The organism is Pseudonocardia asaccharolytica DSM 44247 = NBRC 16224, from assembly GCF_000423625.1.
GTDB lineage: Bacteria > Actinomycetota > Actinomycetes > Mycobacteriales > Pseudonocardiaceae > Pseudonocardia > Pseudonocardia asaccharolytica.
On record NZ_AUII01000001.1, the window covers coordinates 368,051 to 394,051 of the forward strand.

Below are 26,001 nucleotides of genomic sequence, written 5' to 3' on the forward strand. Positions count from 1 at the left end.
GGCCGTCGAGCCCTGGTCGACCGACCGGCTCTGCGACGGCATCGGCAACCCGGTGGTCCGGATGAACTATGCGATCTCCACCTCGGTGTGTACGCCGTGCGCGCTGGCCCAACCCGGCGGGCACGGGAGCCGACAACCCCACAACCCACAGGGAGACATCGATGTACGTACAGATCATCACATTCCGGCTCGACGGCCTGAGCCCGGCGGAGTTCGCCGAGGTCAACGCCCAGGTCGCCACCCAGTACGGCGGTGTGCCCGGCCTGGTGAGCAAGATCTTCCTCGCCGATCCCGACGACGACCACGCCTACGGCGGGGTCTACCTCTGGGAGAGCAGGACCGACGTCGAGCGGTACCTGCGCGAGGGTCTCGCGCAGATCCTGGTGACGGATCCGCGGTTCGTGGACCTGCACACTCGGACCATGGCGGTGCTGGCGGCTCCGACATCGATCACCGGAGGCCCGGTCGCGGATCTCGTTGCGCGGCCCGCGGCCTGAGCGACACCCGAGCCACCCGGCGCACCCATCCGGCCATCCCCAACGTCCGGAACTGCTCGGCGGCGGCAGCGGCCAACGGGCGCGCAGCCTGGCCGTCGCCGAGGTTGCGTGATCGACTGCTCCCACCCGGTATCCAGCGCCATGGCCAGCGCGTCCCGAGCTCCGATGTGGGTGGTGAGCTGCCAGCTCATCCGGTCCGTCGGCACCCGGGCCGCGAGGGCGTCGGCCGCCCCCAACGCCGCCGTCGCGGCAGCCAGATCGCCGAGCGCCGTGTGGCACCGGGCGACACAGGAGCGGCAGTACAGCTCCCAGGCAAGCTGGCCTCGGCTCTGGGCGGCTACCGCATCGGCCGCGAAGCGGGGCAGGGCCGCGGCGAAGTCACCGACCAGCAGCAACGCCACGGTCGGGTCGTCGGCGGCGTCGTCGGGGAGCCGTGCTCGGCTGCCGTACACCGCGGCCATCGCGTAGCGCCCCAGGTCGGCGCGCCCGGAAAGGCGGCCGGACTCGCTGAGGATCCACAGTGCACGGCGGCGCTCGGGAACGTCGAGCGGGATGCCGGGGTTGGCGGGGTCGGTGGCCTCGCGCCGATCGAGGTCGAGCAAGGTCAACGCGGCCCAGCTTGCCTGGTCGGCCCACGCCTCGAGCTCGGCGAAGCCGAGCCCGAGCTGCGTCAACTGCCACGCGTGCACGTTGCTCCCCGCTGCGGCGAGGGTGGTCGCGATCTCGGCGGCGACGGCGGCAGAACCGCTGTCGCGGGCGGTGGCCTCCACCGCGGCTCGGCCGACCGTGACCGCCTCGTCGAATCGCAGCGACCAGGCCAGCGCGATCGCGGAGCGGGCCAGCAGCTCCGGCAGCCGGGAGTCCCCGGGCGGCGCGAGCTCGCGGGCGAGACGGAGGAATCGGGCGTCCTCGTCGTGGGCGCCGGCCGTCCGGGCGAGATCGGCTGCCTCCAGCGCCGGCTCGACGCCGTGGTGGGCGCCGGGCAGCGCGGCCGCGAGCGGGCGGCCCGCGGTCGCACCGAGCAGCCGATCCACCGCGTACGGCTCGAGCCCGCCGAGCTGGACGGCCGTGCACTCGGTTTCGCTGCGCAGCTCGGCCAGCGCGTCGCTGAGCGGATGATCGGCCGCCAGCTCGCTGCCGCGATAGGCGCCGATCAGCACCAGCCGTGCATCGCGCGTGCTCCGGGCGACGTGACGCAGCATGGCGATCGTGCTCGATTCGGCCCAGTGCAGGTCGTCGATCGTCACCACGACGGTGCGCGTCCTGGTCGGCGAGAGCAGGAATCGGACCACCGCATCGAGCAGCCGCAGCCGCAGCTCGTCGGGCTGCAGGCGTGGTCCCGAGGGCTGCTCGGCCGCCGGCCTGGCCCGTCGGGGAAGGAGCGGGGCAACGGCGGCGAGGTCCGCGGGCGTGCTCTCGTGGCCGGCGGCCAGCAGGTCCTTGAGCGCGTCCGCGAACGGGTGGTACGGACCTGCTCCCGCCCCGCCAAGGCATCGGCCGGACAGCACGAGCGCCCCGCGGCGGGTGGCCACCGCGTCGAGCTCGGCCAGCAGCCGGGTCTTGCCGATCCCGGGTTCACCCGCCACCAGCACAACCCCGCCCCGGCCGGAATCGGCCTCGCCGACCCGTTGCAGCAGCCGGCCCAGTTCCACGCGGCGACCGACGAACTTCCCGCCCGCCACCCTGCGGCGCGACTCGGGCGAACCGGTGGGCGCCGGCGGCGGGCGCGGTGTGCGCCCGCCGGCGAGCAGGCGCCGCCGCAGGTCCGCCAGCGCGGGACTCGGGTCGAGGCCGGAGTCGTCGGCCATCCGGCGGCGGAACCCGTCGAGCGCGCGCAACGCCTCCGCGGTGCGTCCAAGGTCCTGCAACGCCCGGGCGAGGAGGAGGCTCAGGCCTTCCCGGAGCGGGTCGGCACTCACCGCCAGCTCCAGATCGGGCAGCGCAGGCCCGGCCTGTCCCGCGGCCAGGCGCAGGGTGAACCACTCCTCCTGCAGTTGCCGACGCCACTTGGCCAGGCGGGCCAGAGAGTCACATCCGGCGATGGGCCGGCACCTGCGCGAGGCGGTGCGGACCGGAACGTGGTGCTCCTACCAGCCCGTCGACCCGATCCGGTGGCAGCTCTGATCGCAGCTTTCGAGCCGACTAGCGCTCCGGGCGGAGCCAGACAGTCCATCTCTCGAGGGCGACATAGCCCATCCGTTCGTACACCGGCCGCCCGTCGTCGCTGGCGATGAGCACCGCGGGTGCCTCGGGATCGGCGAGCGTGGCGGCCCACGTCACCGCCGCCCCGGCCCCCCGACCGCGCGCCACCGGCAGCGTCGCGACGTACTCGACCAGCGTGATCCCGCCATGGGAGTGGGCCGCCGCCACCGCGACTGGCGAACCCTCCAGCCACGCGAGCCACACCCTGGTATCGGCCTGCAGAAGCGCCGGTCCGAGGAGGTCCCCCGGCTGTAACGGTTCGAGCTCCGGCATCGGGTAGCCCTCGACGAGAACCCGCTCGGCAAGCGCCAGCCCGTCCGCGTCGTGGACCTCGCGCACCTCGACCGCCGAACCCGGCCGCCCCGGCGGCGGACCCGGGAACCGCACCATCAGCGGCGGGTGCCCGACCAGCCCCAGCCCGTGCGGTCGTAGATCGGGAGTGGGCCACGCGCTGATCAACGCGTAGGGGACGTGGGATGGGAACAGATCGGCGATGTCGGCGAGCGTGCGTTCGGGACGAGTCAGCGGCTGCATCAACACGACCGGGTTCGTCAGTGCCCCACGGTCGCCGATCCAGCCGCCCGCCCACCCTGCCCCGGATCGCCCCGGCCGCCCCGCGGCGCGCGCGACCGCCACCGGCCAGGACGCATGCACGAGCACCGCCTGCCGCAGCAGGGTATCGCCGGGCGGGAGGTCCGGCTCCCATCCCGTCGTGAGGTGCTCGCCCTCCGGCGGGAGTATCGACGCGCTCATGGAGGAACGATGACGGCGCGTCCGCCGGGCCACAAGGCCGCACGCGGATCGAGCGGCCGTGAGGTTCGGCCTTCCGGCGTGCGGGCCATCCTCCCGCCTGTCCGGGTGCAGGCAACACCGACGAAGGAGCACCCGATGTCCGCCACCACCCTCGACGAGCGCCTCATCGAGGCGACCGCCGGCACCCTGGAGCTGTTCGGGATCTACCTGGGCGCCCGGCTGGGGCTGTACCGGACCCTGACGCAGCGCGGCAGCTCACCGCCCGCGGGCTCGCCGACGCCGCCGGAATCCACCGCCGTCCCGGCCGCGGCAGCGCGGGCCAGGAACGGCTGCCGGACCGTCGAGCACGCTACCGGCGATGGAGGTTTCGCGTATGGACCGGATCCGGTGTGGTCGCTCCGTCGCCGACGTGGCTCAGTCCGCGTGCGGCGGGCCTGCGCTGGTCGAGGGCGGTTCGACCAGCAGGGACTGCACGCGCGCCCGGTACTCCTGGTAGATGGCGCGGTAGCGCTCGACGGCCGCAGGTCGATCGCCACCCTCCAGCAGCGTGAGCGTCTCGCGGTACCCGTCGATCCAGATCTGCCACAGGTCGCTGTCGGAGTTGAGGGCGAGCAGCCGCAACGTGCGGGCGACGACGAGGTCGACGTGGGTCTGCAGCTCCCGGTTCCCACTCGCCATGATCATGATCGTGCTGACGTCGGCGCCCGCCGCGGCGGCGGCCGTCACGTCCCCGCGCTGCAGGCCGGTCACGAACTCGTCGAGACGTTGCCGCATCCGCTCCAGGTGGGTCTCGGTGAGGTTGTCCACCCCCCATTCGACGCCGGCGCATGCCAGCACACCCATGACGTCGATCAGCTCGAGCGCGTTCTTCTGGGTCACGTGGGTGACCCGTCGGACGCGGTTGGGCGCGATGTCGATGAGCCCTTCGGCGGCGAGCTGGGCGATGGCCTCGCGGACCGGGGTGATGCTCACCCCGAGTCGCGCGGCGAGCTCGGCGTCCTTGATGACCGTGCCGGGGGACAGGGTGCCGGTGACGATCTCGTCGCGGAGCTGGCGCACGATCGCCTCGCGCCGGGTCAACGGGACGGCATAGGACATCGCGGCGCTCCTCCATCGGCTCGGCACCCGAATGCTAGAGGGCAGGAGGACCGGGGACGGCACGTCGTCGGGCCGCCCGCCGGTCCGGTCCGGGGTCGCGGTGGTCAGGCGCGGGCCAACGCCCCCTCGAGCGCGAAATCCTCGTACCCCTTCGCCGCGATCTCGTCGCACAGCTGGCGGTAGACGCCGACGCCGCCGATGTAGGCCATGAACACCCGCGGCTTACCCGGCACGTTCGAGCCCATGTACCAGGAGTCGGCGGTCGGGTAGAGCGTCGCGTTGCCGACCTCCTCGACGTGTGCGACCCACGCGTCCTCGGCCTCGACGGTGGCGTCGATCTCGGCGAGCCCGCGCTCACGCAGGTAGGCCAGGCAGTCGCTGACCCAGTCGACGTGCTGCTCGATCGAGACGATCATGTTCGACAGCACCGAGGGGCTGGACGGGCCCGTGATCGTGAACAGGTTCGGGAAGCCGGCGACGGTGAGCCCCAGGTATGACCGCGGACCCTCGGCCCACTTCTCCTTGAGCGCCACCCCGCCCTTGCCGCGGATGTCGATCGCGCCCAGTGTGCCGGTCATGGCGTCGAAGCCGGTCGCGAAGACGACCGCGTCGAACTCGTACTCCCGCTCCGAGGTCCGCACGCCGCGCTCGGTCATCTCGACCAGCGGGGTCTTGCGCAGGTCGACCAGGCTCACGTGGGGCTTGTTGAACGTCTCGTAGTACCCGGTGTCCAGGCAGGGCCGCTTGGTGCCGAACGGGTAGCTGGTCGGGCAGAGCGTCTCGGCGACCTCGGGATCCGTCACGGTCTCGCGGATCTTCCGCCGGACGAACTCGGCCGCCGTGTCGTTCGAGGCCTTGTCCGTGATCGAGTCCGTGTACGCGGTGAGGATCGCGACGAGGTTGCCCTTGTCCCACCCTGCCTGATAGACGGCGTTGCGCTCCTCCTCGGAGGCCTCCAGCGCCGACTTCGTGGGCAGCGGAACCGGCACCCCGAACCCGGAGGTCCGCTGCGCCTCGCGCCAATCCCGGTAGTTGGCCTTCATCTCCGCGATCTCGTCCTCGGACAGCGGACGGTTCCCGGCCGGCATCGAGAAGTTCGGCGTGCGCTGGAAGACCGTGAGCGTCGCGGCCTGCTCGGCGAAGATCGGGATCGACTGGATGCCCGACGACCCGGTGCCGATCACGCCGACGTTCATGCCGGAGAAATCGACGCCCTCGTGTGGCCAGTGCCCGGTGTGGTAGGTCGGGCCCTGGAACCTCTCCAGCCCGGGGATCTCGGGCAGTTTCGACGTCGACAGACAACCCGTCGCCATGATCAGGTACCGGCTGTCGATCGACTCACCGGTGTCGGTCTCCACCCGCCACTGCCGACGCGCCTCGTCGTAGTGGGCGGTGGTCACACGGGTGTTGAAGGTGATGTCACGGCGCAGGTCGAACCGGTCGGCGACGTGGTTGACGTAGCCCAGGATCTCAGGCTGGGTCGGGTACTTCTCGGTCCAGGTCCACTCCTGCTCCAGCTCCGGGGAGAACGAGTAGGAGTACGACATGCTCTCCACGTCGCAGCGGGCCCCGGGATAGCGGTTCCAGTACCACGTGCCGCCGACGCCGTCGGCGGCCTCCAGCACGCGGGTGGTGAACCCGAGCTCCCGCAGGCGGTACAGCTGGTAGAGGCCGGAGAGTCCGGCTCCGACGATGAGGGCGTCGAGGGTTCGGGTGGCGGTCATGGGCATCCTCCTGATCGCGGCCGGGTCGGCCGCTGTCCTGGCGTCGTTGCGAGGTTCGTCAGGGAGCGTGAGCGCAGCACGGGGACCGGTGGCGGCGTTCGGGCCGCCACCGGTGGGCCGGGCCGGGATGGTGTTCGGGGGTGGTCGGTCGTCGGGTCAGGCCGTGGCCGTCGCGAGGTGCCGGTCGATCTCCTCGGCCACGTACGCGAGCCCGGCCGCGGCGCCGGGCAGCACGTTGACCATCGTGAAGAAGCCGTGCATCTGCCCCGCGAAGCGGCGGCGTCGGACGGGGACGCCGGCCTTCTCCAGCGCGTCGGCGTAGGCCTCGCCCTCGTCGCGCAGCACGTCGTGCTCGGCGGTGAGGACCACGGCGGGCGGCAGGCCGGAGAGATCCTCGGCCTTGATCGGGCACGCGTCGGGGTGCTGCCGCGACGCGGTGTCCGGCGCGTAGTGATCCCAGAACCAGATCATCGAGTCGCGGGTGAGCATGAGCTGGTTCTCGGGGTCGCGGTAGCTGGCGTTGTCGACGTCGGCGTCGGTGACCGGGTAGACGAGCACCTGCAGGGAGATCTCCGGCCCGCCCTCGGCCTTGGCGCGCTGCGCGACGATCGCGGCGAGGTTGCCGCCCGCACTGTCCCCGGCGACGATCAGCGGCAGCGTCTGTCCCTGTTCGTCGAGGTGCGCCCGCGTCCAACGCAGCGCCGCCCGGGCGTCCTCGACGGCGGTGGGATAGCGGTGCTCGGGGGCGAGCCGGTAGTCGACCAGCGCGACGGCGGCGCCGGTACGCTGCACGATCTGCCGGGCCAGCGTCTCGAACTCGTCGAGGGCCCCGATGACCCAGCCGCCGCCGTGGTAGTAGACGATCATTGCGCGCGGCTTCTCGGGCGCGAGGATGCGCACTGCGATGTCCCCGCCATCGACCCGCACGGTCTCGTTGACGACGCGGGCCACCTCGGGGCCTGCGCCGTACATCTCGCGGAGCGTGGCGCCCAGGCCGCGGGCCTCGGTGGGCGTCATCTCGTGAAGCGGCTTCATGCCGCTCTCCGCCATCTGGGACAGGAACGCCGTGGTCGCTTCGTCGAGAGCCATGGCTCACCTCGTCTTGGCCGGCACTGTTGTGATGTTCGCCACGGAAGCTACTGGGGCGGCGCCATCAGGGGCAGGGCTGGACGGGTGAGAAATGCATCCTGCATTCTCAAACGGATGCATCACCAGGGCCGGGGATACCACCCGGGACCATGAACGATGCGCGCTGTGCCGATGAGCGCCCGCGAACCCGGTGACCGGAGGGAAGAACACATGATCGTCCGCCTCGAGGCCGACACCGTCACCGGCGAGGACGCCCTCGCGCTGCTCGACGTGGAGGTTCTGCACGCCCGTGCCCGGGCCGCCGCACGCGCCTCCGACTGGGATGCCCAGTGGCGCGCGATGATCGACTACGCCGGACGGAAGGGGTGGCTCTCGGCCGGCGGACGGACCGTGCAGGCCCACATCGAGCCGGTCGGCTGACCGGCCGGCGCCGTTCAGGCGGGCACGCGGAGCCGGTAGTCGCCGGCCCCGTCGTCCCAGTCCATGGTGACCAGACCGCGGGCCTGGGCGGCTCTGGTGAAGGACAGGAAGCTGTTGAAGCCGTGGCGTTTCTCGCTGAAGTCGGGAACGCGCTTGCGCAGCTGGTCCTTGAGCCCGCTGAGCTGCGGTCCCGCTCCGGGTGCCTGCAGCCCGGCGACGACGTCGACGAGCAGCCGGAACGCGTCGTCGTCGGCGGAGCCGTCCTCCGGGAAGGTGACCTGGGGATCGCCCTTGGCGATGCCCTCGACCAGCTCGACCACATGCCGGCTCTCGAGGTTGCGCAGCAGCTCACCGAACCCGCGGAAACCGTGGTCGGCCTCGTCGAAGGTGGGGTCCTTGCGCAGGATCGCGCGCTTGAGGCGGGAGGCCAGTACCGGCCCGTCGGTATGGCGCTGGAGCCCGGCGAGGGTGCGCGCGACGAGGGTGCCGACGTCACTGTCCGGCCGGGTGCTCGTCGCCGCCTCCTCGACGGGGAGAACCTCGTCCGCGGGCGCTGGCGGGGCCAGCACGGGCGGCGCGGGTGGGGTGGCGGGTTGGCGGGCGCGTCCGCGGCCCCGCCGGGGCTCGGCGGACGGCTCGACACCGGGGAGCCGGTCGTAGAAGAGGAACTCGTCGCAGGCCGGGGGGAGCAGCGCCGACGTCGACGACTGCACCCCGATACCGATCACCCGCTTGTCGAGGGCACGGAGCTTGTGCACCAGCGGGGTGAAATCGGAGTCGCCGGTGCCGATGGCGAAGGTGGTGATGAAACCGCGTTCGTAGGCGAGTTCGATCGCGTCGACGGCCATCTTGATGTCGGCGGCGTTCTTGCGGGAGCCACCGAGGCGCTGGGGGATGTCGATGAGCTCGACCTGGGCCTTCGCCAGCAGCCTGCGGTCCTCGTCGAAGGACGACCAGTCGGCGTAGGCGCGCCGGGCCACGACCCGGCCCCGTTCGGCGAGCGCGTCGGCGACGGGACCGATGTCGAAGGGGGCGACGCCCAGGCCCTCGCGGGCCCCGATCGCGAGGTTCTCGTAGTCGAGGAACAGGGCGATTCTCTCGTCGTCGCCGTTCACGCGGCTCCTCCCTGATCGGACGATCCGGAGCCTAGCGGCACCGCGCCGCAGAGCGGCCGAACCCTGGACAGAAGCTCGCTCTGTCATCCAGAGTGAATGGGCTCAGCGTTGAGGAAGCCCGGCGGGCGCCGTCACGAGGTGAGGCCATGGACGTCCAGCTCTTCGACTACAGCCCGATCGTCGAGCGCGAGCCGCTGCGGTGGCCGGCCGGCGCCCGGGTCGCGTTCTACGTCGGACTGAACGTCGAGCACTACCGGATCGACCGGCCGTCGACGAGCATCTTCCCCGGCACGGCCGGTCTCGTACCCGACCCGCTCAACTACGGGTGGCGCGACTACGGGGCGCGCGTCGGAATCTGGCGGTTGACCGAGAGCCTGGACCGATACGAGATGCGGGCGAGCGTTCTGCTCAACTCCGACGTCTGCACCCACTATCCGCAGATCATCGACGCGGGGCGAGCCCGGGACTGGGCGTGGGTGGCACACGGGCGGGACAACTCGACCTTTCAGGCCGGGATGTCGCGGGAGGAGGAGCGTGCCTACCTCGTCGAGATCGTCGACACCATCGAGAAGGCAACCGGACGGCGCCCCCGCGGTTGGCTCGGGCCCGCGCTGACCGAGACGTTCGAGACGCCGGCGCTGCTGGCCGAGCTGGGGCTGCGCTACGTGCTCGACTGGTGCAACGACGACCAGCCGTTCCGGCTCAACGTGCCCGGGATGCTGAGCGTGCCGTACTCGATCGAGCTCAACGACGTCACGCTGTTCGCCGGGAGGAACCTGAGCGGACCGGAGTTCCTGCGGATCGTGCAGGATCAGTTCGACCAGCTCTACGTCGACTCCGCGGACAGCGGCCGGGTGATGGCCCTGTGCCTGCACCCGTTCATCGTCGGCCAGCCGTTCCGGCACCGGTATCTCGACCAGGCACTGGAGTACATCGCGAACCGGCCCGGGGTCTGGTTGACGACCAGTGACGAGATCGCGGAGCACTACGACGGTGCGACGGGAGGGGCATCGTGATGGCCGGCCCGGATCTGGTCGCGCAGTACGCGGCGCTGCGGGCGGACTTCCGCGCCCGGGGCTTCGGTGGCCGGGTCGGGTTCGGCGGCAGGCCGGCGGTCATCGTGATCGACCTCATTCGCGGGTTCACCGATCCGCGTTCCCCACTGGCCGGCGAGCTGGACGCTCAGCTGGCCGCCACCAACGAGGTGCTCGACGCGGCCCGGCGGGCCGGCGTCCCGATCATCTTCTCGACCATCGAGTACGACTCCGACCTGCAGGAGGCCGGGCTGTGGATCCGCAAGATCCCGTCGAACAAGTTCCTCGTCGAGGGGAGCGAGTGGGTCGAGGTCGACGAGCGGCTGGGCCGCAAGCCGTCGGAGATGGTCCTGGTGAAGAAGTACGCCTCGTGCTTCTTCGGCACCGATCTGGCTGCGCGGCTGCTGTCGCGGCGGATCGACACGCTCCTGATCACCGGTTGCACGACCAGCGGATGCGTCCGCGCAACCGCGGTGGACGCCTGCTCGTACGGGCTGCACACCATCGTCGTCGAGGACGCGGTCGGGGACCGGGCGGAGCTGGCACATCACGCCAGCCTGTTCGACATCGACGCCAAGTACGGCGACGTGGTCGGTCTCGCCGAGGCGACGGCTTATCTCGGCACGCGGCTGAGTGCTACATAACCACGACGCCCGCCGCTGAATCAGCACGGATATCCTGAGGCCGGCTGCGGGAGGTGGCTGTCTAATGCTTCTGTCAAGCGGCTGCCGTGATCATCGGCCGGTAGGGCTGACGTGTGCGCAGGATGGCGTGGAGGACGTTGACTCGTCGTCGGGCAAGCGCAATGACGGCCTGGTGGTGGGATTTTCCTTCGGCGCGTTTGCGCGCGTAGTAGGCCTTGCTGGCGGCGTCTGGGCTGCTGAGGGCGCAGAATGCCGAGCGGTAGAAGACGTGTTTGAGGGCTCGTTTCCCGGTCGTGGCTCGACGGCGGAACTGCACTCTGCCGGATTGGTGGAGTACGGGGGCGAGCCCGGCTGCGGCGGCGAGCTCGTCACCGGTGTCGAATCGGGCCAGACCGCCAGTGGTGGCCAGCAGTTCGGCGGTCAGCGTCGGGCCCATACCGGGCAGGCTGGTGATCAGCTCCGCGTCGGGATGAGTGTCGAGGACCGCACCGATGCGCGTGTCGATCTCGCGCAGTCGACGCCGGACCCGCAGCGCTTCCTCGGCCAGCTCGCGGACGATCTCGGCGACGATCGACTGGCCGGTCACCTCGATGGTCTGATCAGCGGCGGCCGCGAGCACCCGCTTGGTCAGCGTGTCTGCACGGGAGGTCTTCACGCCTGCGTCGCGCAGGTACGCACGCATCCGGCCGGCGCCGGTGTCGCGGATCTCGGCGGGGGTGACATACCGGGCGAGCAGGATCAGGTCCGAGTGGTTGGTCGGGTCGGTGGTGCGCTCCAGAGCTGGGAAGATGGCCACGAGGTGCTCGCGGAGTCGTTGCACTCGGCGAGTCTGTTCGGTGACCAGGTCGGTGCGGCGCGAGACCAGGACCTGCAGCTGCGCAATCTGCTCGTCGGTGATCGTGATCGGCCGCAGCTCGGGCCGGTGACGGACCTGGTCGGCGATCACCCGCGCGTCGCGGGGGTCGCTCTTGTTCTCCCCGCCGACGGTGGCTCGCCGCGCTCGGTTGACCACCAACCCGGGCACGTGGACCAGCGTCAGGCCGGCCGCGGCCGCCGTGGCGGTGAGCAGCCCGGCGATGCCACCGACGATGTCGAGTCCGACGGTGGCTCGGCCGTGTGCGGCGGCCAACGCGTTGATCTCGGCGAGCGTCGCGTTGATCTCGAGTGGGTCGTTGCGCAGCCGGTGGCTGAGCAACTCGGTGCCGTCGGTGGCGTCGACCACGACGATCCAATGCACCTCTTTCGCGACGTCGATTCCCACAGCCATTGGCACGACGGAACCTCCTTATTCGCAGGAATGCAGGTACAGCCCGCACCCGCCGTCCACGCCCTACGCAGCGATTCGTCGCCCTGCCTAATCAGCGGTCGAGAGCAGGCGACGGGACGGGGGGAACAGCCACCTATGGCCATCGAGGGCAGCTCTGATGTCAGCCATCCCCGTCCCGCCTGCACACCTCGCGATCCAAGCCGCTTCCGGTGCACTCAGGAAGGTAGGGCGTGAAGGCCCGGTCCTTGGTCTTCGACCTGTTCGGCGACTACCTGCGCTACCGCGGGAGCGAGGTCCGGCTGCGGGCGCTCGTGGCGCTGATGGACTGTTTCGACGTGCCGAAGCCGACCGTCCGGGTGGTCGCCGCCCGGCTGCGCAAGGAGGGCTGGCTACACAGCCGCCGCGAGGGGCGCGAGACCAGCTACGCGCTCACCGAGGCCGCCTGGCGCCTGCTCGACGAGGGCCGCTCGCGCATCTTCGCGCGCGCGGCGGGCCCGTGGGACGGGCACTGGCACATGGTCATCTACCAGGTCCCGGAGACCGAGCGGGCGCTGCGCGAGCAGCTGCGCAAGCGCCTGTCGTGGTTGGGGTTCGGGGCGCTGGCGCCGTCGGTCTGGATCTCTCCGCACGACCGGGCGGCGCAGCTGTGCGCCGAGTTCGCCGACCGGCCGGCGGCGCGCCTGGACGTTCTGCGCGCCCGGTCGGAGGGCCTGGCGGCGGACCGGGACATGGCGGGCCGCGCCTGGGACCTCGAGGCGCTCGACCGGGACTACGCCATCCTGCTGGCCGACTACCGACCGCGACTGGCCGACTACCGCGGGGGTGCGGTGCGCGGCCGGGACGCGCTGGTGGAACGGATGCGGTTGATCCACGACTACCGGCGCTTTCCCTTCCGTGACCCGGACCTGCCTCCCGAGCTGTTACCGGAGGGCTGGCCGGGCCGGGCCGCGCACGAGGTGTTCCTCGAGGCCCATGGACTGCTGCGCGCGCCGGCCGAGGCGTTCGTCGACGGCGTGCTGGGAGCACTGCCGCAGGCGTCCTGACGCCGGACAGCTCATCTCGCCCGAAATTGTGTCAATCAATATACGTTCGTCATGATTTCGTTGTATTATTTCGGCAGCTGTCGCCTACCGGAGGTGACGGCTGCCCCGCGCCGCGCCCGACCACCGACTCACGCACGGAAGAACCGGGAGCGTGACCACCGCCGATGTGGTAGCCCGTGTCCAGGTCGTCGGCGAGTGCCGCACCGTCCGTCCGGCCGGGGTCGGGTTCGGGCAGGGGTGTCGAGGAGGTCGAGGGCATGCGCATCGCGGTGATCGGCGGTGGACCGGGCGGGCTCTTCCTCGCCGCCCTGATCCGCAAGGCCGATCCCGCCGCCGAGGTGACCGTCTTCGAGCGCAACCGCGCCGATGACACGTTCGGCTTCGGGGTCGTCTTCTCCGACCGCACGCTCGCCGGCATCCACGACGCCGACCCGGTGCTGCGCGAGGCCCTCGAGGTCCACGGCCGGCACTGGGACGCCATCGAGATGCGGCTCAAGGGCGAGCGGATCCGCTGCGGCGGCAACGGGATGGCCGCGATCGTGCGCCGCACCCTGCTCATGCTGTTGCAGGAGCGCGCCCGCGAGCTCGGCGCGGACCTGCGGTTCTCGACCGAGGTCGGCCTCGACGACCTGCCCGGCCACGACCTCGTCGTCGCGGCCGACGGCACGGGCTCGCGGATCCGTGAGCGGCTCGAGCCGGCGTTCGGGTCGGCGGTCGAGACTGCGACCGCGAAGTTTATCTGGTTCGGCACCGACTACACCTTCGACGGGCTGACGTTCGTCCACGAGCGAGGCCCACACGGTGTGTTCGCCGTGCACGGCTACCCGATCAGCGACGACGCCGGCACGTTCATCGTCGAGACCGACGAGGCGTCGTGGCGGGCGGCCGGGCTCGGCGAGTTCGACGTCACCCAGCCGCCCGGACCGAGCGACGAGAAGACCCGCGCCTACCTGGAGGAGCTGTTCGCCGAGCAGATCGACGGCCACAAGCTGCTGGTGAACAACTCGCGATGGGGCAGCTTCCGGACCCGCCGCACGGCCCGCTGGACCACTCTGGACCCGCGCCCGGTCGCGTTGCTCGGCGACGCCGCGCACACCGCCCACTTCTCGGTCGGGTCGGGTACCAAGATGGCGATGGAGGACGCCGTCGCGCTGGCGCGGGCGCTGGTCGCGCATCCCGAGGACCTGCCGGGAGCGCTCGCCGCGTACGAGGCGACGGCCCGGCCGTCGGTCGACAAGATCCAGGGGTCCGCCCGGCCCAGCCTGTCGTGGTGGGAGCACTTCGGGCGCTACCACGACGCGTTCGAGCCATGGCAGTTCGCCTATCACTTCCTGTCGCGCAGCATCACCGACGCCCGGCTCGCCCGCCGCGACCCCGGGTTCATCGCCGCCGCGCACGACGCATGGCGACGCGAACACGGCGCCGAACCCCTCGACACCCCGCTGCGGGTCGCCGGCGCGACGTTCCCCGGCCGGCGCCTCGCCGAGGTCCCGCCGGGTGCGGCGCGGGTCGAGGCACCCCGGGACGAGGCGGACCTGCCCCTGGTCCTCGCGCGGGTGCGCGCGGCCGTGGAGCGCGGGGCGGACCTCGTCGCGGTGCACGGCGGGGCGGCGTTCACCCGCACCCTGGTGGGCGAGCAGGCGCGGCTGGTGCACGGTGTCCGGGCGCTGCTCGTCGACCCCGGCCTCGACCGCGACGGCGCGCTCACCGCGGTGCTCTCCGGCCGGGCCGACCTCGTGGTCTCCGCAGCCGCGTCGCGATCACCGCAGGACGGGCAGGAGGAACCCGATGGCCACCCCCATCCGTGACGGAGTCGTGCCCTGGCCCGCGGATGTCGCACGGGCCTACGTCGAGGCGGGCTACTGGCTGGGGCGCCCGCTGGGCGCGCTGCTGCGCGAGGCCGCCGACCGCACCCCGGGCGCGCTCGCGCTCGTCGACGGCGACGGTGTCGACGCGCCCTCCGCCGGCGCTGCGGGCGTGCGGCTGACCCATGGCGAGCTGCTCGACAGGGCCGACGCGATGGCCGCCCGGCTGGTCGATCTCGGTCTCGAACCCGGCGACCGCATCGTGGTGCAGCTACCCAACCGGTGGGAGTTCGTGGTGCTCACGCTGGCCTGCCTGCGCGCGGGGATCGTGCCGGTGATGGCGCTGCCCGCGCACCGCCGGGCCGAGCTGGCCCACCTCGCCGCGCACGCCGAGGCTGCCGCGATCGCCGTGCCCGACCGGCTGCGCGAGTTCAACCACCAGGCCCTCGCCGCGCAGCTCGTCGCCGCGGTCGCGCCGCTGCGACACGTCCTGGTCGCGGGCGAGCGGGTGGCCGACGGCCACGTCGACCTGCGCACGCTCGGCGCGCCCGGCTCTGCGGTTTCGATGCGGAGACGATCTACCTGGTGAGCCTGCCTGCGGGGCACAACTTCCCGCTGGCCTGCCCGGGGATCCTCGGCGCGCTGCTGGCCGGCGGCCGGGTCGTCATGCTCGGCTCGCCCGAGCCGACGCGGGCGTTCGCCACGATCGCCGCCGAGGGGGTCACCCACACCGCGGTCGTCCCCGCGGTCGCCGGGCGGTGGCTCGAGCACGCCGCCGCGCACGGCCCGCCCGAGCCGCTGCAGGTGCTGCAGGTCGGCGGGGCGCGGCTGGCCGACGAGCTGGCCCACAAGGTCCGGCCCGTGCTCGGCGCGCAGCTCCAGCAGGTGTTCGGGATGGCCGAGGGGCTGCTCAACTACACCCGCCTCGACGACCCCGACGACGTCGTCTGCACCACCCAGGGCCGCCCGCTCAGCCCGGCCGACGGGGTCCGCCTCGTCGACGAGCACGACCGCGACGTCCCCGACAGCGAGCCCGGGTCGCTGCTCACCCGCGGCCCCTACACCCCGCGCGGCTACTACCGGGCCCCCGAGCAGAACGCCCGCGCGTTCACCGCCGAGGGCTGGTACCGCTCCGGGGACATCTGCCGGCGCACTCCGGACGGCAACCTCGTCGTCGAGGGCCGCGACAAGGATCTGATCAACCGCGGCGGGGAGAAGATCTCCGCCGAGGAGGTCGAGAACCTCGTCTACCAGCTGCCGCAGGTCAGCCAGGTCGCCGCCGTCGCGATGCCCGACCCCGAGCTCGGCGAACGGGTCTGCGTGTACGTCGTTGCGCGCCTCGGCGCCACCGTCACCCTCGACGAGATCCGCGGGTCGATGCGGGCGGCCGGGGCGGCGCGGTACAAGCTGCCCGAACACCTCGTCCTGGTCGACGAGCTGCCCGTCACGACGGTCGGCAAGATCGACAAGAAGGCGCTGCGAGCCGACGTCGCGGCCGCGCGGGCGACGACATGACGGGCCTGGCTCAGGCCTGGGCCGACCCGCCGGCGATGTTCACCAGCCAGTCGATGCCGAACTTGTCGGTCACCATCCCGAACTTGTCACCCCAGGGGGCGTCCGCGAGCGGCATGGTGATCGTGCCGCCCTCGGCCAGCCGCTCGAAGTAGCCCGAGAGCTCGGCCTCGTCGTCGCCGCTCAGCGACATGCTGATGGTCGAGCCGGGCCGGTACTCCATGCCGCTGGGCGTGTCGGCGGCCATGAAGACGATGCCGTTGTCGACGGTCAGCTGCGCGTGCATGATCTTGTCGTCTTCGGCGGAGTCCTGGGACGCGCCGTACTCCTTGAACGTGTGCTGCTCCAGCTTGCCCCCGAAGACGGTCCGGTAGAAGTCCATGGCCTGGCGGGCGTTGTCCTTGAAGCTGAGATATGGGTTGAGCCTGCTCTGCACGATTCCTCCTCGTGGGCTCCCGGTCAGTTCCCGGCCGCCGGGAGTCTCCTCCCACATCCGGTCCGGCGAAAGGCGCGACCGGTCGGCTCAGCCCCCGTGCGTCGCGCCGCTGGCGTAGTCGGTGTAGGTGTACGGGTTGTCGAGGATCTTCGTCTCGGGGACGTCGGGGTTCATGCCCTTCTGCCACGCCTGTTCGCCGAGGGTGGAGCGCAGATGCGCCACCGTCGCCTCGACCTCGCGGCGGATCGATCCCAGGTCGACCCCGACGAGCCGGTGCTCGTGCTTCACGATCCGGCCGTTCACCAGCACCGTGTGGACGTCGCCGCGCTGGGCCTGGAACGCGACGTGGCCGTGCGGGTTGAGCAGCGGGAACGACACGGGGGAGTGCTCGTTGCGGAGCAGCACGAGGTCGGCCTTCCTCCCGACCTCGACGCTTCCGAGATCGCCGTCGCGGCCCAACGCTCGGGCGCCGCCGCGGGTGGCCCATTCGACCACCTGCTCGGCGCGCAACGCCCAGGTGGGCGGGTAGCCCTGGCCCGCGCTCTGCTCGCTCTCGGTGGAGACCGAGACCGAGCCGCCGGTGGCGGCGATGCGGTGGTAGGAGTCGGCCGCCAGCGTGGCGGCGTGCACGAAGATGCTGGTCTCGTCGAGGAACCCGGCCTCGTGGGCGAGCCGGATGCCGTTGTCGTTGGTCGCGCCCCCCACGCCCGCGTGCGTGGTGACCGGGACGCCGAGCTCGCGGGCGACCTCATAGGCCGCCTTCTCCGGGAACGCCGGGTCGCCGGTGACGTCGAAGGCCATCTGGAAGCCGAGCATGTCGTCGCGCTCGTCGATGCGGCGCCGCGCGAAGGCGCGGAACTCCGGCGAGGTCGCCCACTCCCAGGGCGCCTGCTGGATGTTGCCGTAGGCGAGCACGAACCGCCCCGGCACCGCGCGCAGGGCGTCGACGGCGGCCTCGGCGTGGTCGGTGGTCTGCAGCCCGTGTGACCAGCCGACGCAGGTCGTCACGCTGGCGTCGAGCGCCTCGGCCGCGGCGAGCAGGTTGCCGGCGTGCACGTCCTGCGGGCGGAAATGCCTGCCCGACTCGAGGTAGTACCAGACGAAGTACTGGGTCAACGTCCAGTCCGCGCCGTAGCCGCGCATCGCGGTCTGCCACATGTGCCGGTGCGTGTCGATCATGCCGGGCAGCACGATCCCGTCCCGGACGTCGATCTCGCGGGTGCCCTCGGGGACGTGCAGGTCCGGTCCGATCGCCGCGATGCGGTCGCCCACGACGAGGACGTCGGTGCCGGGCAGGACGCGATGCGCGTCGTCGAGGGCGAGCACCGTGCCGCCCCGCAGGACGACCGGCCGTGGCGTTGCGAAGTCCCCGTCCAGCGCCATCGCCGCACCCCGGCCACAGTTTCGGACAGCTGTCCGCTGTTCGGTCAGCCGTACTGTGGGTCGCCGCGGTCACGCTGTCAAGCGAGCGCAGTAGCCTCGTGCGGACCGACCGGCCGACGAGCGGGGGACGCCATGTCGCGCAGGGGCGCAGGGCCCGACTTCATCGAGGCGCTCGCCCGCGGCCTCGAGGTGATCGCCGCGTTCCGGCCGGGCGTTCCGCTGATGACGCTGACCGAGGTCGCGACGGCGACGGGGCTGGCCCGGCCGACCGCGCGCCGGATCCTGCTCACCCTGCGGGAGCTGGGGTACGTGCGATCCGGCGACGGCGGGTTCGCCCTGACCCCGCGGGTGCTCGACCTCGGTGTCGCCTACGTGCGCTCGCAGGGACTGTGGGACATCGCCCGCCCGCATCTGGAGAAGCTGGTCGCCCGGACGAACGAGTCGTCCTCGATCGCCCAGCTCGACGGGTCGGACATCGTCTATGTCTGCCGGGTCGCGGTGCCCAAGATCGTCGGCCTTTCCGTGCAGATCGGGACCCGGTTCCCGGCGCTGCCGACCTCGCTCGGAAAGGTCCTGCTCGCCGCCCTGCCCGCCGACGATCTGGAGCGGGTGCTGGCCGAGCCGAGCCGGTCCGGGCTGGTGCCCCGCTGGCAGCCCGGCCGCGCCGAACGCGACGTCGAGCTGCGGGAGGTCCGCGCGCGGGGATGGGCGCTGACCGATGAGCAGCTGGCCATCGGGATCCGCTCGGTGGCTGCCCCGCTGCGCGACGGCTCCGGCCAGGTGATCGCCGCCCTCAACGTCAACACGCACACGGCGGAGACCCCGACCGAACGCCTGCTGGAGGAGCATCTGCCGCTGCTGCTGCGCACCGCGGGCGCGATCAGCGCCGACTTCGCGCGCCTGGAGGCGGTCCCGCACGTCACCGTCGCGGTCTGAGCGAAGCTTGCGGAGCGAACATCGGCACTGAGCGGAGCTTGACCGATGCCTGAGGTGTGGCACGATCGCCGAATCGGACAGGTGTCCGATCAGCGGCGGAGGGTCAACTGATGCCAGATGCCACGGGGGAGACCCGCGCCGCGACCGCACCGCTCGCCGGCCTCTTGGTCGCCGACTTCTCCCGGGTGCTGGCCGGGCCGTACGCGACGATGCTGCTGGCGGACCTGGGGGCGGAGGTGGTGAAGGTCGAGTCGCCGGACGGCGACGAGACCCGCACGTGGACGCCGCCGACGCGCGGCGACGTCTCGACGTACTACCTGGCGATCAACCGCGGCAAGCGCTCGGTGGCCCTGGACCTGCGCGACCCGGCCGACGCCGAACTCGCCCGCGAGCTCGCCCGCCGGGCCGATGTGATGATCCAGAACTTCAAGCCGGGCGGGCTGGCGCGCTACGGCCTCGACTACGCGGCGGTGCGGGCGGGCAACCCCGGGATCGTCTACGCCTCGATCAGCGGGTTCGGTCCGCGGGCCGGCGCGAAGGTGCCCGGCTACGACCTCATGGTGCAGGCGATCTCCGGGCTGATGAGTCTCACCGGGGACCCGGAGGGCCCGCCGTACCGCTCGGGCATCTCGGTGTTCGACGTGATGGCAGGCAACCACGCCGTGATCGGGATCCTCGCGGCGCTGCGGCACCGGGACGCGACGGGACAGGGCCAGGAGGTCGAGGTGAACCTGCTGGCCTCGGCGCTGTCGGGCCTGGTGAACCACAGCTCGGCGTATGTGGCCGGGGGAGTGGTGCCCTACCGGATGGGCAACGCACACCCCAGCGTCTTCCCCTACGAGCCGCTGCCGGCCGCCGACCGCGAGATCATCATTGCCGCCGCCAACGACCGGCAGTTCCGGAGGCTGTGCGAGGTGCTCGGCGTCCCGGAGGTGGCCGACGACCCGCGGTTCGCCCGCAACCGCGACCGCACCGCCAACCGCGACCAGCTGCGACCGATCCTCGTCGAGCGGCTCGCGACCCGCGGTGCGACGGAATGGTTCGAGCTGCTGGTCGACGCCGGGGTGCCGTGCGGGCCGATCAACACCATCGAAGGCGGCTTCGCCATGGCCGAGCAGTTCGAGCTGGAGCCGGTCGTGCAGGTCGGGCCCGGGGAGCGGGCGCTGCCGATGGCGCGGCACCCGATCACGCTCTCCGCGACGCCCGCGCGCTACGAGCTGCCACCCCCGGAGCTGGACGAGTACGGCGCAGAGCTGCGCACATGGCTGGCCGCACCGCGACCGGAGCCGCAGGAGGGGCCCCGTGGCTGAGCCGAGCCGGAAGTATCCGACGGCGCTGGGCGCGTCCACCCCGGACACGATCACGCTGCTCGGCCACGACCTGGCCCGCGACGTCATGGGTGAGGTGGGGTTCGGCGAGCTCGCGTTCTGGCTGGCCACCCAGCAGCGCCCGACGAAGGGTCAGGTCCGGGTGTTCGAGGCGGTGCTCGCCGCGCTGGCCGACCACGGCTTCACCCCGACCGCGATCGTCACCCGGCTGACGTATCTGTCGGCGCCGGACTCGATCCAGGGCGCTCTCGCGGCGGGTCTGCTCGGCGGGGGTTCGCGGTTCCTCGGCGTCACCGAGGACACGGGCAACTTCCTCCACGACGTGCTCGCCTCGGCGGACGAGCTGCCGGCCGACCCCGACGACACGGCCGGCTGGGACGCCCTCGCGCTGGCGACGGTGCGCCGGCAGCGGGCGGCGGGGCGGTTCGTGCCGGGCCTGGGGCATCACGTGCACAAGGACGGCGACCCGCGCACCCCGCGGCTGATGCGGATCGCGCGCGAGGAGGGCTGGTTCGGGCCGCATCTGCAGCTGTTCGCCGCGATCGGCCGGGTGCACCCGCAGGTGCTCGGAAAGACGTTGCCGCTCAACGGGGCCGGGGTGTGCGGGGCGGCGCTGGCCGATCTCGGGCTGCCGCTGCCGCTGCTGCGCGGGTTCGCGCTGCTGGCCCGCACGGCGGGGCTGATCGGGCAGCTTGCCGAGGAGCTGCGCCGTCCCGTCGCGAACGAGATCTTCCTGTCGGTCGATCGCAACAGCCGTTCGCTGCCGCCGGAACCGTGGAAGCCGGAGTCGTGATGCCCGTCCTGCCCGCGTCCCTGGTCGGCAGCTATCCCCAGCCCGAATGGCTGATCGACCGCGCGAGGCTGGCCGGGCGGTTCCCGCCGCGGGTGCGGGCGGAGGAGCTGTGGCGGATCGAGCCGGGGCTGCTGGCACAGGCCCAGGACGACGCCACCGAACTGGCGATCCGCGCCCAGGAACGCGCCGGGCTGGACATCCTCACCGACGGCGAGATCCGCCGGGAGAGCTACTCCAACCATTTCGCCACCGTGCTCGAGGGCGTCGACCCCGACAACCCCGGCACCGCGCTCGACCGGTCCGGCCACCCCAACCCGGTGCCGCGCATCGTCGGGGAGATCCGCCGCCCGCACCCCGTGCAGGTGCGCGACCTGCGGTTCCTGCGCGCACACACCGAGCGTCCGGTGAAGATGACCGTGCCCGGTCCGTTCACGATGAGCCAGCAGGCGCAGAACGACCACTACCCCGACCTCGAGTCGGCGGCGATGGACTACGCGGCGGCGGTCAACGCCGAGATCCGCGACCTGTTCGCCGCGGGCGCCGACGTCGTCCAGATCGACGAGCCGTATCTGCAGGCCCGTCCCGACGCGGCCCGCGGCTACGGGCTCGCCGCGCTGGGCGCCGCGCTCGACGGGCTCACGGGAACGACCGCGGTGCACCTCTGCTTCGGCTACGCCGCGATCATCCACGAGCGCCCGGAGGGCTACTCGTTCCTGCCCGAGCTCGCGGGCTGCCCGGTGCGGCAGGTCTCGATCGAGACCGCCCAGTCCGGGCTCGACCTCGGGGTGCTGGCCGACCTCGCCGACAAGACCGTGATCCTCGGGGTGATCGACCTGTCCACGCCCGAGGTGGAGCCCGCCGGGGTCGTCGCCGACCGGGTGCGCCGGGCGTATCCGTACCTGCCGCCGGAGCGGCTCGTGATCGCTCCCGACTGCGGGATGAAGTATCTGCCGCGGGAGGCCGCGGAGGGCAAGATGCGCGCGATGGCGGGCGCGGCCGCGCTGCTGCGCGCGGAGCGCGAGGAGGAGTAGATGCAGCCGATCACGGAGGAGAACATCACCGGGCTGGCCGCGCAGCGGTGGGCGAGCGCCCACGACCCCCGGCTCGCCGAGATCATGGCCGCGCTGGTACGGCACCTGCACGAGTTCGCCCGTGAGGTGCGGCTCACCGAAACCGAGTGGATGGCCGCGATCCAATGGCTCAACCGGGCCGGGCAGACCAGCGACGACAAGCGCGAGGAGTTCATTCTCGCCTCCGACGTGCTGGGGCTGTCGATGCTCGTCGTGCAGATGAACCACCGCCTCGACCCGGCCGCGACGCCGGCGACGGTGCTCGGGCCGTTCCACATCGAGGGATCCCCCCAGCTGGGGTTCGGTGCCGACATGTCCGAGGGCCTTCCCGGCACCCCGCTCTACATCCACGGCACGGTGCGCGATCTCGGCGGCAAACCGGTCGGCGGGGCGGTGCTCGACGTGTGGCAGGCCGACGCCGAGGGCGTCTACGAGGCCCAGCTCGACGTCGACGAGGCGCGGCTGCGGGCGAAGTACACCATCCGCGAGGACGGCAGCTACTGCATCCGCACGATCACGCCGAGGGGCTACTCGATCCCGATGGACGGTCCCGTCGGCGATCTCATCGGGCGCACCGCGATCAGCCACTCCCGTCCGGCGCACGTGCATTTCCTGATCGACGTGCCCGGCTACGAGCCGCTGGTCACGCATCTGTTCCAGGAGGGGGCGGACTACCTCGACAGCGACGTCGTGTTCGGCACCAAGCGGGAGCTGATCGTCGCGTTCGAGCCGCGCGAGCCGGGGCCCACACCCGACGGCGGCACCTCCGACCGGGCATGGGCCGAGACGCGATACGACTTCGTGCTGCAGCCACGACCGTGAGAGGCCCCCGCTCTGCGTGCGACGAACTCGGCCACCTCGCCCGGGGTGCTGCGGCCCCGGAGCCGGGCGTGGTGCCGATCGGCGGGATCGTCGGGACGGCCGGTGGCCAGCGTCCAGCCGTCGTCGAGGTCCCAGTGCGCGGACAACGGCTGCCCGCGCCGGGTCGACGAGTCGATCGTGACGGCGAAGACGACGGTTCCGGCGGGGTGGGGCGAGCCGTGCAGGACGGCGGCGTCCACCGGGAGGCGCCGCTCGGTGAGCTCGCAGACGACGTCGGCGAGGTACTGTGCCCATCGGGCGCGATCGGCACCCGTGCGATGCGCGGGCCTCGTGCTCACCGGCTTCATGTCGTCGTCTCCCTCGGATCTGGCGGCGGTGACCCTCAGCCTGCGCGACGACACACGTGGTGACCAGCGGCCACCGGACCCTCCATGCGGGACCAGTCGCTCAGCTGGGCCGGGACCTTGGTCCCGTCGGCGGCGCCCTTCGACCGTGCGTCCTCGGACGTGACCGGCCGATGCTCACCGTCGACGGACGAGATCCCGGCCGATCAGGTCCTTCATGATCTCAGTGGTACCGCCGTAGATCGTCTGGACCCGTGCGTCGACGAACGCTCGGGCGATGGGGTACTCACGTATGTAGCCGTAGCCGCCATGCAATTGCAGGCAGCGTGAGATGACCCGTTGTTGCAGCTCGGTGGCCCACCACTTCGCCTTGGCGGCGTCTGTGGGCGTCAGCCGCATGTCGTTCAACGCCAGTACCGCGTCCGCCATGAATGCTCGGGTGATATCGAGTTCTGTTCGCATCTCGGCGAGTTCGAATCGGGTGTGCTGAAACTCGGCGACAGCCTTGCCGAAAACGGAGCGATCCCTGACGTGTGCGAGGGTCCACTCGAACGCCGCCTCGGCGGAGGCGAGCGCGTACACCGCGATCGACGTTCGCTCGGTCGGAAGGTGATCGCGCAGGTGCCTCATCGCCTGTCCTTCGGTCCCGAGCACCGCCTCGACCGGCACGTGCACATCGTCGAAGAACAGTTCGGCGACGTTCTCCCCGCGCTGCCCGAGCTTGTCCAGGCTTCGCCCCGCGGTGAACCCCGGGGCGTCCTTCTCGACGAGGAAGAGGGTGAAGCCGTCGGCGCCGCCATCCGGATGGGTGCGGGCGACGACGATGAGTACGTCCGCGTGGCCACCGTTGGTGATGAACGTCTTGCCGCCGTTGAGCACCCAGCCGTCCCCGCTCCGGCGGGCTCTGGTACTGATGCCACGCAGGTCGCTGCCAGCCCCAGGTTCAGTGATCGCCAATGCCGGGGTTGCTCGGCCGCTGCACAGCGCAGGCAGCCACCGCTGCTTCTGCTCCGGGGTGCCGAGGTCGAGCAGGTACGGCAGGACGAGGTCGTCGTAGAGGCTCATGTGAGAGTTGACCGAGGCAGCCCCGACCCTCGCCAACTCCTCGCTGATAACGCAGCGGTAGCGGTAGTCCGCTACCCCGCCCCCGCCGTACTCCTCTGGGACGGCAAGCCCGAGCAGCCCTTGCTTTCCGGCGGTGACCCAGAGGCCGGGGTCCATGTGACCCGCATCGTCCCACTCGAGATGACGCGGCTCGACCTCGCGCTGGACGAACGATCGGACAGCGGAGCGGAATGCCTCGTGATCGGCCTGGTAGAAGTCGCGACGCATCGGGTCAGGCGTAGTGGCGGTAGACCGCTCGCGCGACGCACGCCGGCTTGTCGGAACCCTCGATCTCGATGGTGAAGTCGAGCACCATCTGGACCCCGTTTCCGGCGACCTCGCTCACCGACTCGACCTTCCCAATCAATCGGATCTTGTCGCCGACCCGAACCGGACTCGGGAAACGCACCTTCTCGAGCCCGTAGTTGAGGCTCATCGTCACGCCTCGAACGTCCAGGAGCTCACCGAAGAGAGGGATGAGCAGCGACAGCGTCAGGTAGCCGTGCGCGATAGTGCCGCCGAACGGCCCGTCCTTCGCGCGCGCCTCGTCGACATGGATCCACTGGTGATCGTCCGTGGCATCAGCAAACGTGTTGACGCGGTCCTGGGTGATCTCTCGCCAATCGGTCTGCCCGAGATCCTTGCCGGACAGTTCCTTGATCTCGTCGAGTCCGTTCACGGTGGTGGTCATGGCTTAGTCCTCCTACTTGTTGCCGGCGAGGCCGAGCAGCCGCACGGCGTTGTCCTTGAGAATCTTCGGGCGGACCTCGGGTTTGATCTCGAGCTTGTCGAAATCGGACAACCAGCGGTCCGGGGTGATGACGGGATAGTCGGAGCCGAACAGCACCTTGTCCTTGAGCAAGGTGTTTGCATACTGCACTAGTTGCGGTGGAAAGTACTTCGGTGACCAGCCGGAGAGGTCGATGTAGACGAACGGCTTGTGCGTCGCGACCGCGAGTGCCTCGTCCTGCCAGGGGAACGACGGGTGGGCAAGAATGATCCTCATCTCGGGGAAGTCCACTGCCACATCGTCAACCAGCATGGGGTTGGAGTGTTTGAGGCGGATGCCGCCCCCTCCGGGCACGCCAGCACCGATTCCGGTCTGCCCGGTGTGGAACAAAGCAGGGACGCCGAGTTCCTCGATCGCCTCGTACAGCGGATAGGCCATGGTGTCATTGGGCGCGAAGCCTTGCACGCTGGGGTGGAACTTGAACCCGCGGACGCCGTACTCCTCGACCAGTCGCCGCGCCTCACGCGCACCGCTGCGACCCTTCCACGGATCAACACTCGCGAAGGGAATCAGCACGTCGGCGTGTTCGGCACAGCTCTCGGCGACTTCTTCGTTCGCGATCCGCGGATGTCCGGTCGCATGTTCGGCGTCCACGGTGAAGACGACGGCTGCCATTTTCCGATGGCGGTAATAGCCGGCCATCTCGGTGACGGACGGCTGCCGGTGGCCCTGGGCCTTGAAGTACTCGGCGGAGGCACCGAGGAGATCGGGGCTCAGAGAGGCGTGGCCGTCCCGCGACACCTCGGCATGCGTATGCATGTCGAGGGCGACCAACTCATCGACGTTCATCAC

Annotated in this window: 24 protein-coding genes and 1 pseudogene; 13 read left to right on the top strand and 12 right to left on the bottom strand. The window is 71.2% G+C overall.

Translation table 11 applies throughout. The features are described from left to right. Positions 1 to 161: 161 nt before the first annotated feature. Positions 162 to 497, top strand: a complete 336-nt coding sequence (locus G567_RS37000) for a YdhR family protein (protein ID WP_161631657.1) — start codon at positions 162 to 164, stop codon at positions 495 to 497. A 1,154-nt stretch (positions 498 to 1,651) separates the two neighbouring features. Here G567_RS37000 and G567_RS37005 read toward each other — a convergent pair. The 5 genes and pseudogenes from G567_RS37005 to G567_RS0101765 all read right to left on the bottom strand — a co-directional run. After that, positions 1,652 to 2,539 (bottom strand): annotated as a pseudogene (locus G567_RS37005) (AAA family ATPase); the annotation flags it as partial. A 100-nt stretch (positions 2,540 to 2,639) separates the two neighbouring features. Further along, on the bottom strand, positions 2,640 to 3,452 hold the full coding sequence (locus tag G567_RS0101750; protein WP_028928604.1) for a GNAT family N-acetyltransferase: 813 nt from the start codon (positions 3,450 to 3,452) through the stop codon (positions 2,640 to 2,642). Positions 3,453 to 3,866: 414 nt separating this feature from the next. Then, the gene (locus tag G567_RS26235; RefSeq protein WP_051232045.1) at positions 3,867 to 4,550 is read right to left on the bottom strand and encodes a GntR family transcriptional regulator; all 684 of its coding nucleotides are present in this window, start codon (positions 4,548 to 4,550) and stop codon (positions 3,867 to 3,869) included. Positions 4,551 to 4,654: 104 nt separating this feature from the next. Beyond that, positions 4,655 to 6,274, bottom strand: coding sequence for a flavin-containing monooxygenase (locus G567_RS0101760; protein ID WP_281169635.1), 1,620 nt, complete (start codon positions 6,272 to 6,274; stop codon positions 4,655 to 4,657). A 156-nt stretch (positions 6,275 to 6,430) separates the two neighbouring features. Next, positions 6,431 to 7,363 carry an alpha/beta hydrolase gene (locus tag G567_RS0101765; protein WP_028928606.1) on the bottom strand — a complete coding sequence of 311 codons (933 nt, stop codon included), beginning with the start codon at positions 7,361 to 7,363 and terminating at the stop codon, positions 6,431 to 6,433. A gap of 210 nt (positions 7,364 to 7,573) precedes the next feature. On the opposite strand from G567_RS0101765, the gene G567_RS26240 reads away from it, so the two are divergent. Next, entirely contained in the window at positions 7,574 to 7,783 is a 210-nt protein-coding gene (locus G567_RS26240) for a hypothetical protein (protein ID WP_037055284.1), read from the top strand. Between the two features lie 14 nt (positions 7,784 to 7,797). Here the strand turns inward: G567_RS26240 and G567_RS0101775 are convergent, their stop codons facing one another. Beyond that, positions 7,798 to 8,898, bottom strand: a complete 1,101-nt coding sequence (locus G567_RS0101775; protein WP_028928607.1) for a PIN domain-containing protein — start codon at positions 8,896 to 8,898, stop codon at positions 7,798 to 7,800. 146 nt (positions 8,899 to 9,044) lie between these two features. On the opposite strand from G567_RS0101775, the gene G567_RS0101780 reads away from it, so the two are divergent. Both G567_RS0101780 and G567_RS0101785 read left to right on the top strand, forming a co-directional pair. Next, the gene (locus G567_RS0101780; RefSeq protein WP_028928608.1) at positions 9,045 to 9,914 is read left to right on the top strand and encodes a polysaccharide deacetylase family protein; all 870 of its coding nucleotides are present in this window, start codon (positions 9,045 to 9,047) and stop codon (positions 9,912 to 9,914) included. Next, entirely contained in the window at positions 9,914 to 10,576 is a 663-nt protein-coding gene (locus G567_RS0101785) for an N-carbamoylsarcosine amidohydrolase (protein WP_028928609.1), read from the top strand. The genes G567_RS0101780 and G567_RS0101785 overlap by 1 nt, the downstream gene beginning before the upstream one ends. Before the next feature lie 73 nt (positions 10,577 to 10,649). Here G567_RS0101785 and G567_RS0101790 read toward each other — a convergent pair whose 3' ends face one another. After that, a complete protein-coding gene (locus G567_RS0101790; RefSeq protein ID WP_037055287.1) occupies positions 10,650 to 11,843 on the bottom strand; it encodes an IS110 family RNA-guided transposase in 1,194 nt (397 codons plus the stop codon). 230 nt (positions 11,844 to 12,073) lie between these two features. Here G567_RS0101790 and G567_RS0101795 point away from each other — a divergent pair, with 230 nt between their 5' ends. The 4 genes from G567_RS0101795 to G567_RS36790 all read left to right on the top strand — a co-directional run bounded on the left by G567_RS0101795 (position 12,074) and on the right by G567_RS36790 (position 16,206). Further along, positions 12,074 to 12,886: a PaaX family transcriptional regulator gene (locus tag G567_RS0101795; RefSeq protein ID WP_028928611.1), complete on the top strand. Its 813-nt coding sequence runs from the start codon at positions 12,074 to 12,076 to the stop codon at positions 12,884 to 12,886. Positions 12,887 to 13,143: 257 nt separating this feature from the next. Then, a complete protein-coding gene (locus G567_RS26245) occupies positions 13,144 to 14,694 on the top strand; it encodes an FAD-dependent monooxygenase (RefSeq protein ID WP_051232048.1) in 1,551 nt (516 codons plus the stop codon). Further along, complete coding sequence (locus G567_RS36785; protein ID WP_307724127.1) at positions 14,675 to 15,280, top strand: AMP-binding protein; 606 nt, start codon at positions 14,675 to 14,677, stop codon at positions 15,278 to 15,280. The genes G567_RS26245 and G567_RS36785 overlap by 20 nt, the downstream gene beginning before the upstream one ends. After that, positions 15,277 to 16,206 carry an AMP-binding protein gene (locus tag G567_RS36790; RefSeq protein WP_307724126.1) on the top strand — a complete coding sequence of 310 codons (930 nt, stop codon included), beginning with the start codon at positions 15,277 to 15,279 and terminating at the stop codon, positions 16,204 to 16,206. The genes G567_RS36785 and G567_RS36790 overlap by 4 nt, the downstream gene beginning before the upstream one ends. 10 nt (positions 16,207 to 16,216) lie before the next feature. Here G567_RS36790 and G567_RS0101810 read toward each other — a convergent pair whose 3' ends face one another. Together G567_RS0101810 and G567_RS0101815 are read right to left on the bottom strand one after the other, a co-directional pair. Next, positions 16,217 to 16,639, bottom strand: a complete 423-nt coding sequence (locus G567_RS0101810; protein WP_028928612.1) for a VOC family protein — start codon at positions 16,637 to 16,639, stop codon at positions 16,217 to 16,219. 87 nt (positions 16,640 to 16,726) lie between these two features. Then, entirely contained in the window at positions 16,727 to 18,022 is a 1,296-nt protein-coding gene (locus tag G567_RS0101815; protein WP_028928613.1) for an amidohydrolase family protein, read from the bottom strand. A 132-nt stretch (positions 18,023 to 18,154) separates the two neighbouring features. Here G567_RS0101815 and G567_RS0101820 point away from each other — a divergent pair, with 132 nt between their 5' ends. The 5 genes from G567_RS0101820 to G567_RS0101840 all read left to right on the top strand — a co-directional run bounded on the left by G567_RS0101820 (position 18,155) and on the right by G567_RS0101840 (position 22,971). Continuing rightward, positions 18,155 to 18,958 (top strand): IclR family transcriptional regulator domain-containing protein, encoded by an 804-nt coding sequence (locus tag G567_RS0101820; protein WP_028928614.1) that lies wholly within the window; start codon positions 18,155 to 18,157, stop codon positions 18,956 to 18,958. A 110-nt stretch (positions 18,959 to 19,068) separates the two neighbouring features. Then, positions 19,069 to 20,268, top strand: coding sequence for a CaiB/BaiF CoA transferase family protein (locus G567_RS0101825; protein WP_028928615.1), 1,200 nt, complete (start codon positions 19,069 to 19,071; stop codon positions 20,266 to 20,268). Then, positions 20,261 to 21,079 carry a citryl-CoA lyase gene (locus G567_RS0101830; RefSeq protein WP_028928616.1) on the top strand — a complete coding sequence of 273 codons (819 nt, stop codon included), beginning with the start codon at positions 20,261 to 20,263 and terminating at the stop codon, positions 21,077 to 21,079. The genes G567_RS0101825 and G567_RS0101830 overlap by 8 nt, the downstream gene beginning before the upstream one ends. Next, entirely contained in the window at positions 21,079 to 22,110 is a 1,032-nt protein-coding gene (locus tag G567_RS0101835; protein ID WP_037055484.1) for a 5-methyltetrahydropteroyltriglutamate--homocysteine methyltransferase, read from the top strand. Before G567_RS0101830 ends, G567_RS0101835 begins: the two co-directional genes overlap by 1 nt. After that, a complete protein-coding gene (locus G567_RS0101840; RefSeq protein ID WP_028928618.1) occupies positions 22,111 to 22,971 on the top strand; it encodes a dioxygenase family protein in 861 nt (286 codons plus the stop codon). A gap of 521 nt (positions 22,972 to 23,492) precedes the next feature. On the opposite strand, the gene G567_RS0101845 is transcribed toward G567_RS0101840, so the two are convergent. Genes G567_RS0101845 through G567_RS0101855 form a run of 3 tightly spaced genes read right to left on the bottom strand, consistent with a single transcriptional unit; the run spans position 23,493 to position 25,998 of the window. Then, a complete protein-coding gene (locus tag G567_RS0101845) occupies positions 23,493 to 24,647 on the bottom strand; it encodes an acyl-CoA dehydrogenase family protein (protein WP_028928619.1) in 1,155 nt (384 codons plus the stop codon). A gap of 4 nt (positions 24,648 to 24,651) precedes the next feature. After that, positions 24,652 to 25,110, bottom strand: coding sequence for a MaoC family dehydratase (locus G567_RS0101850; RefSeq protein ID WP_028928620.1), 459 nt, complete (start codon positions 25,108 to 25,110; stop codon positions 24,652 to 24,654). Between the two features lie 12 nt (positions 25,111 to 25,122). Beyond that, on the bottom strand, positions 25,123 to 25,998 hold the full coding sequence (locus tag G567_RS0101855) for an amidohydrolase family protein (RefSeq protein ID WP_028928621.1): 876 nt from the start codon (positions 25,996 to 25,998) through the stop codon (positions 25,123 to 25,125). Positions 25,999 to 26,001 lie beyond the last annotated feature (3 nt).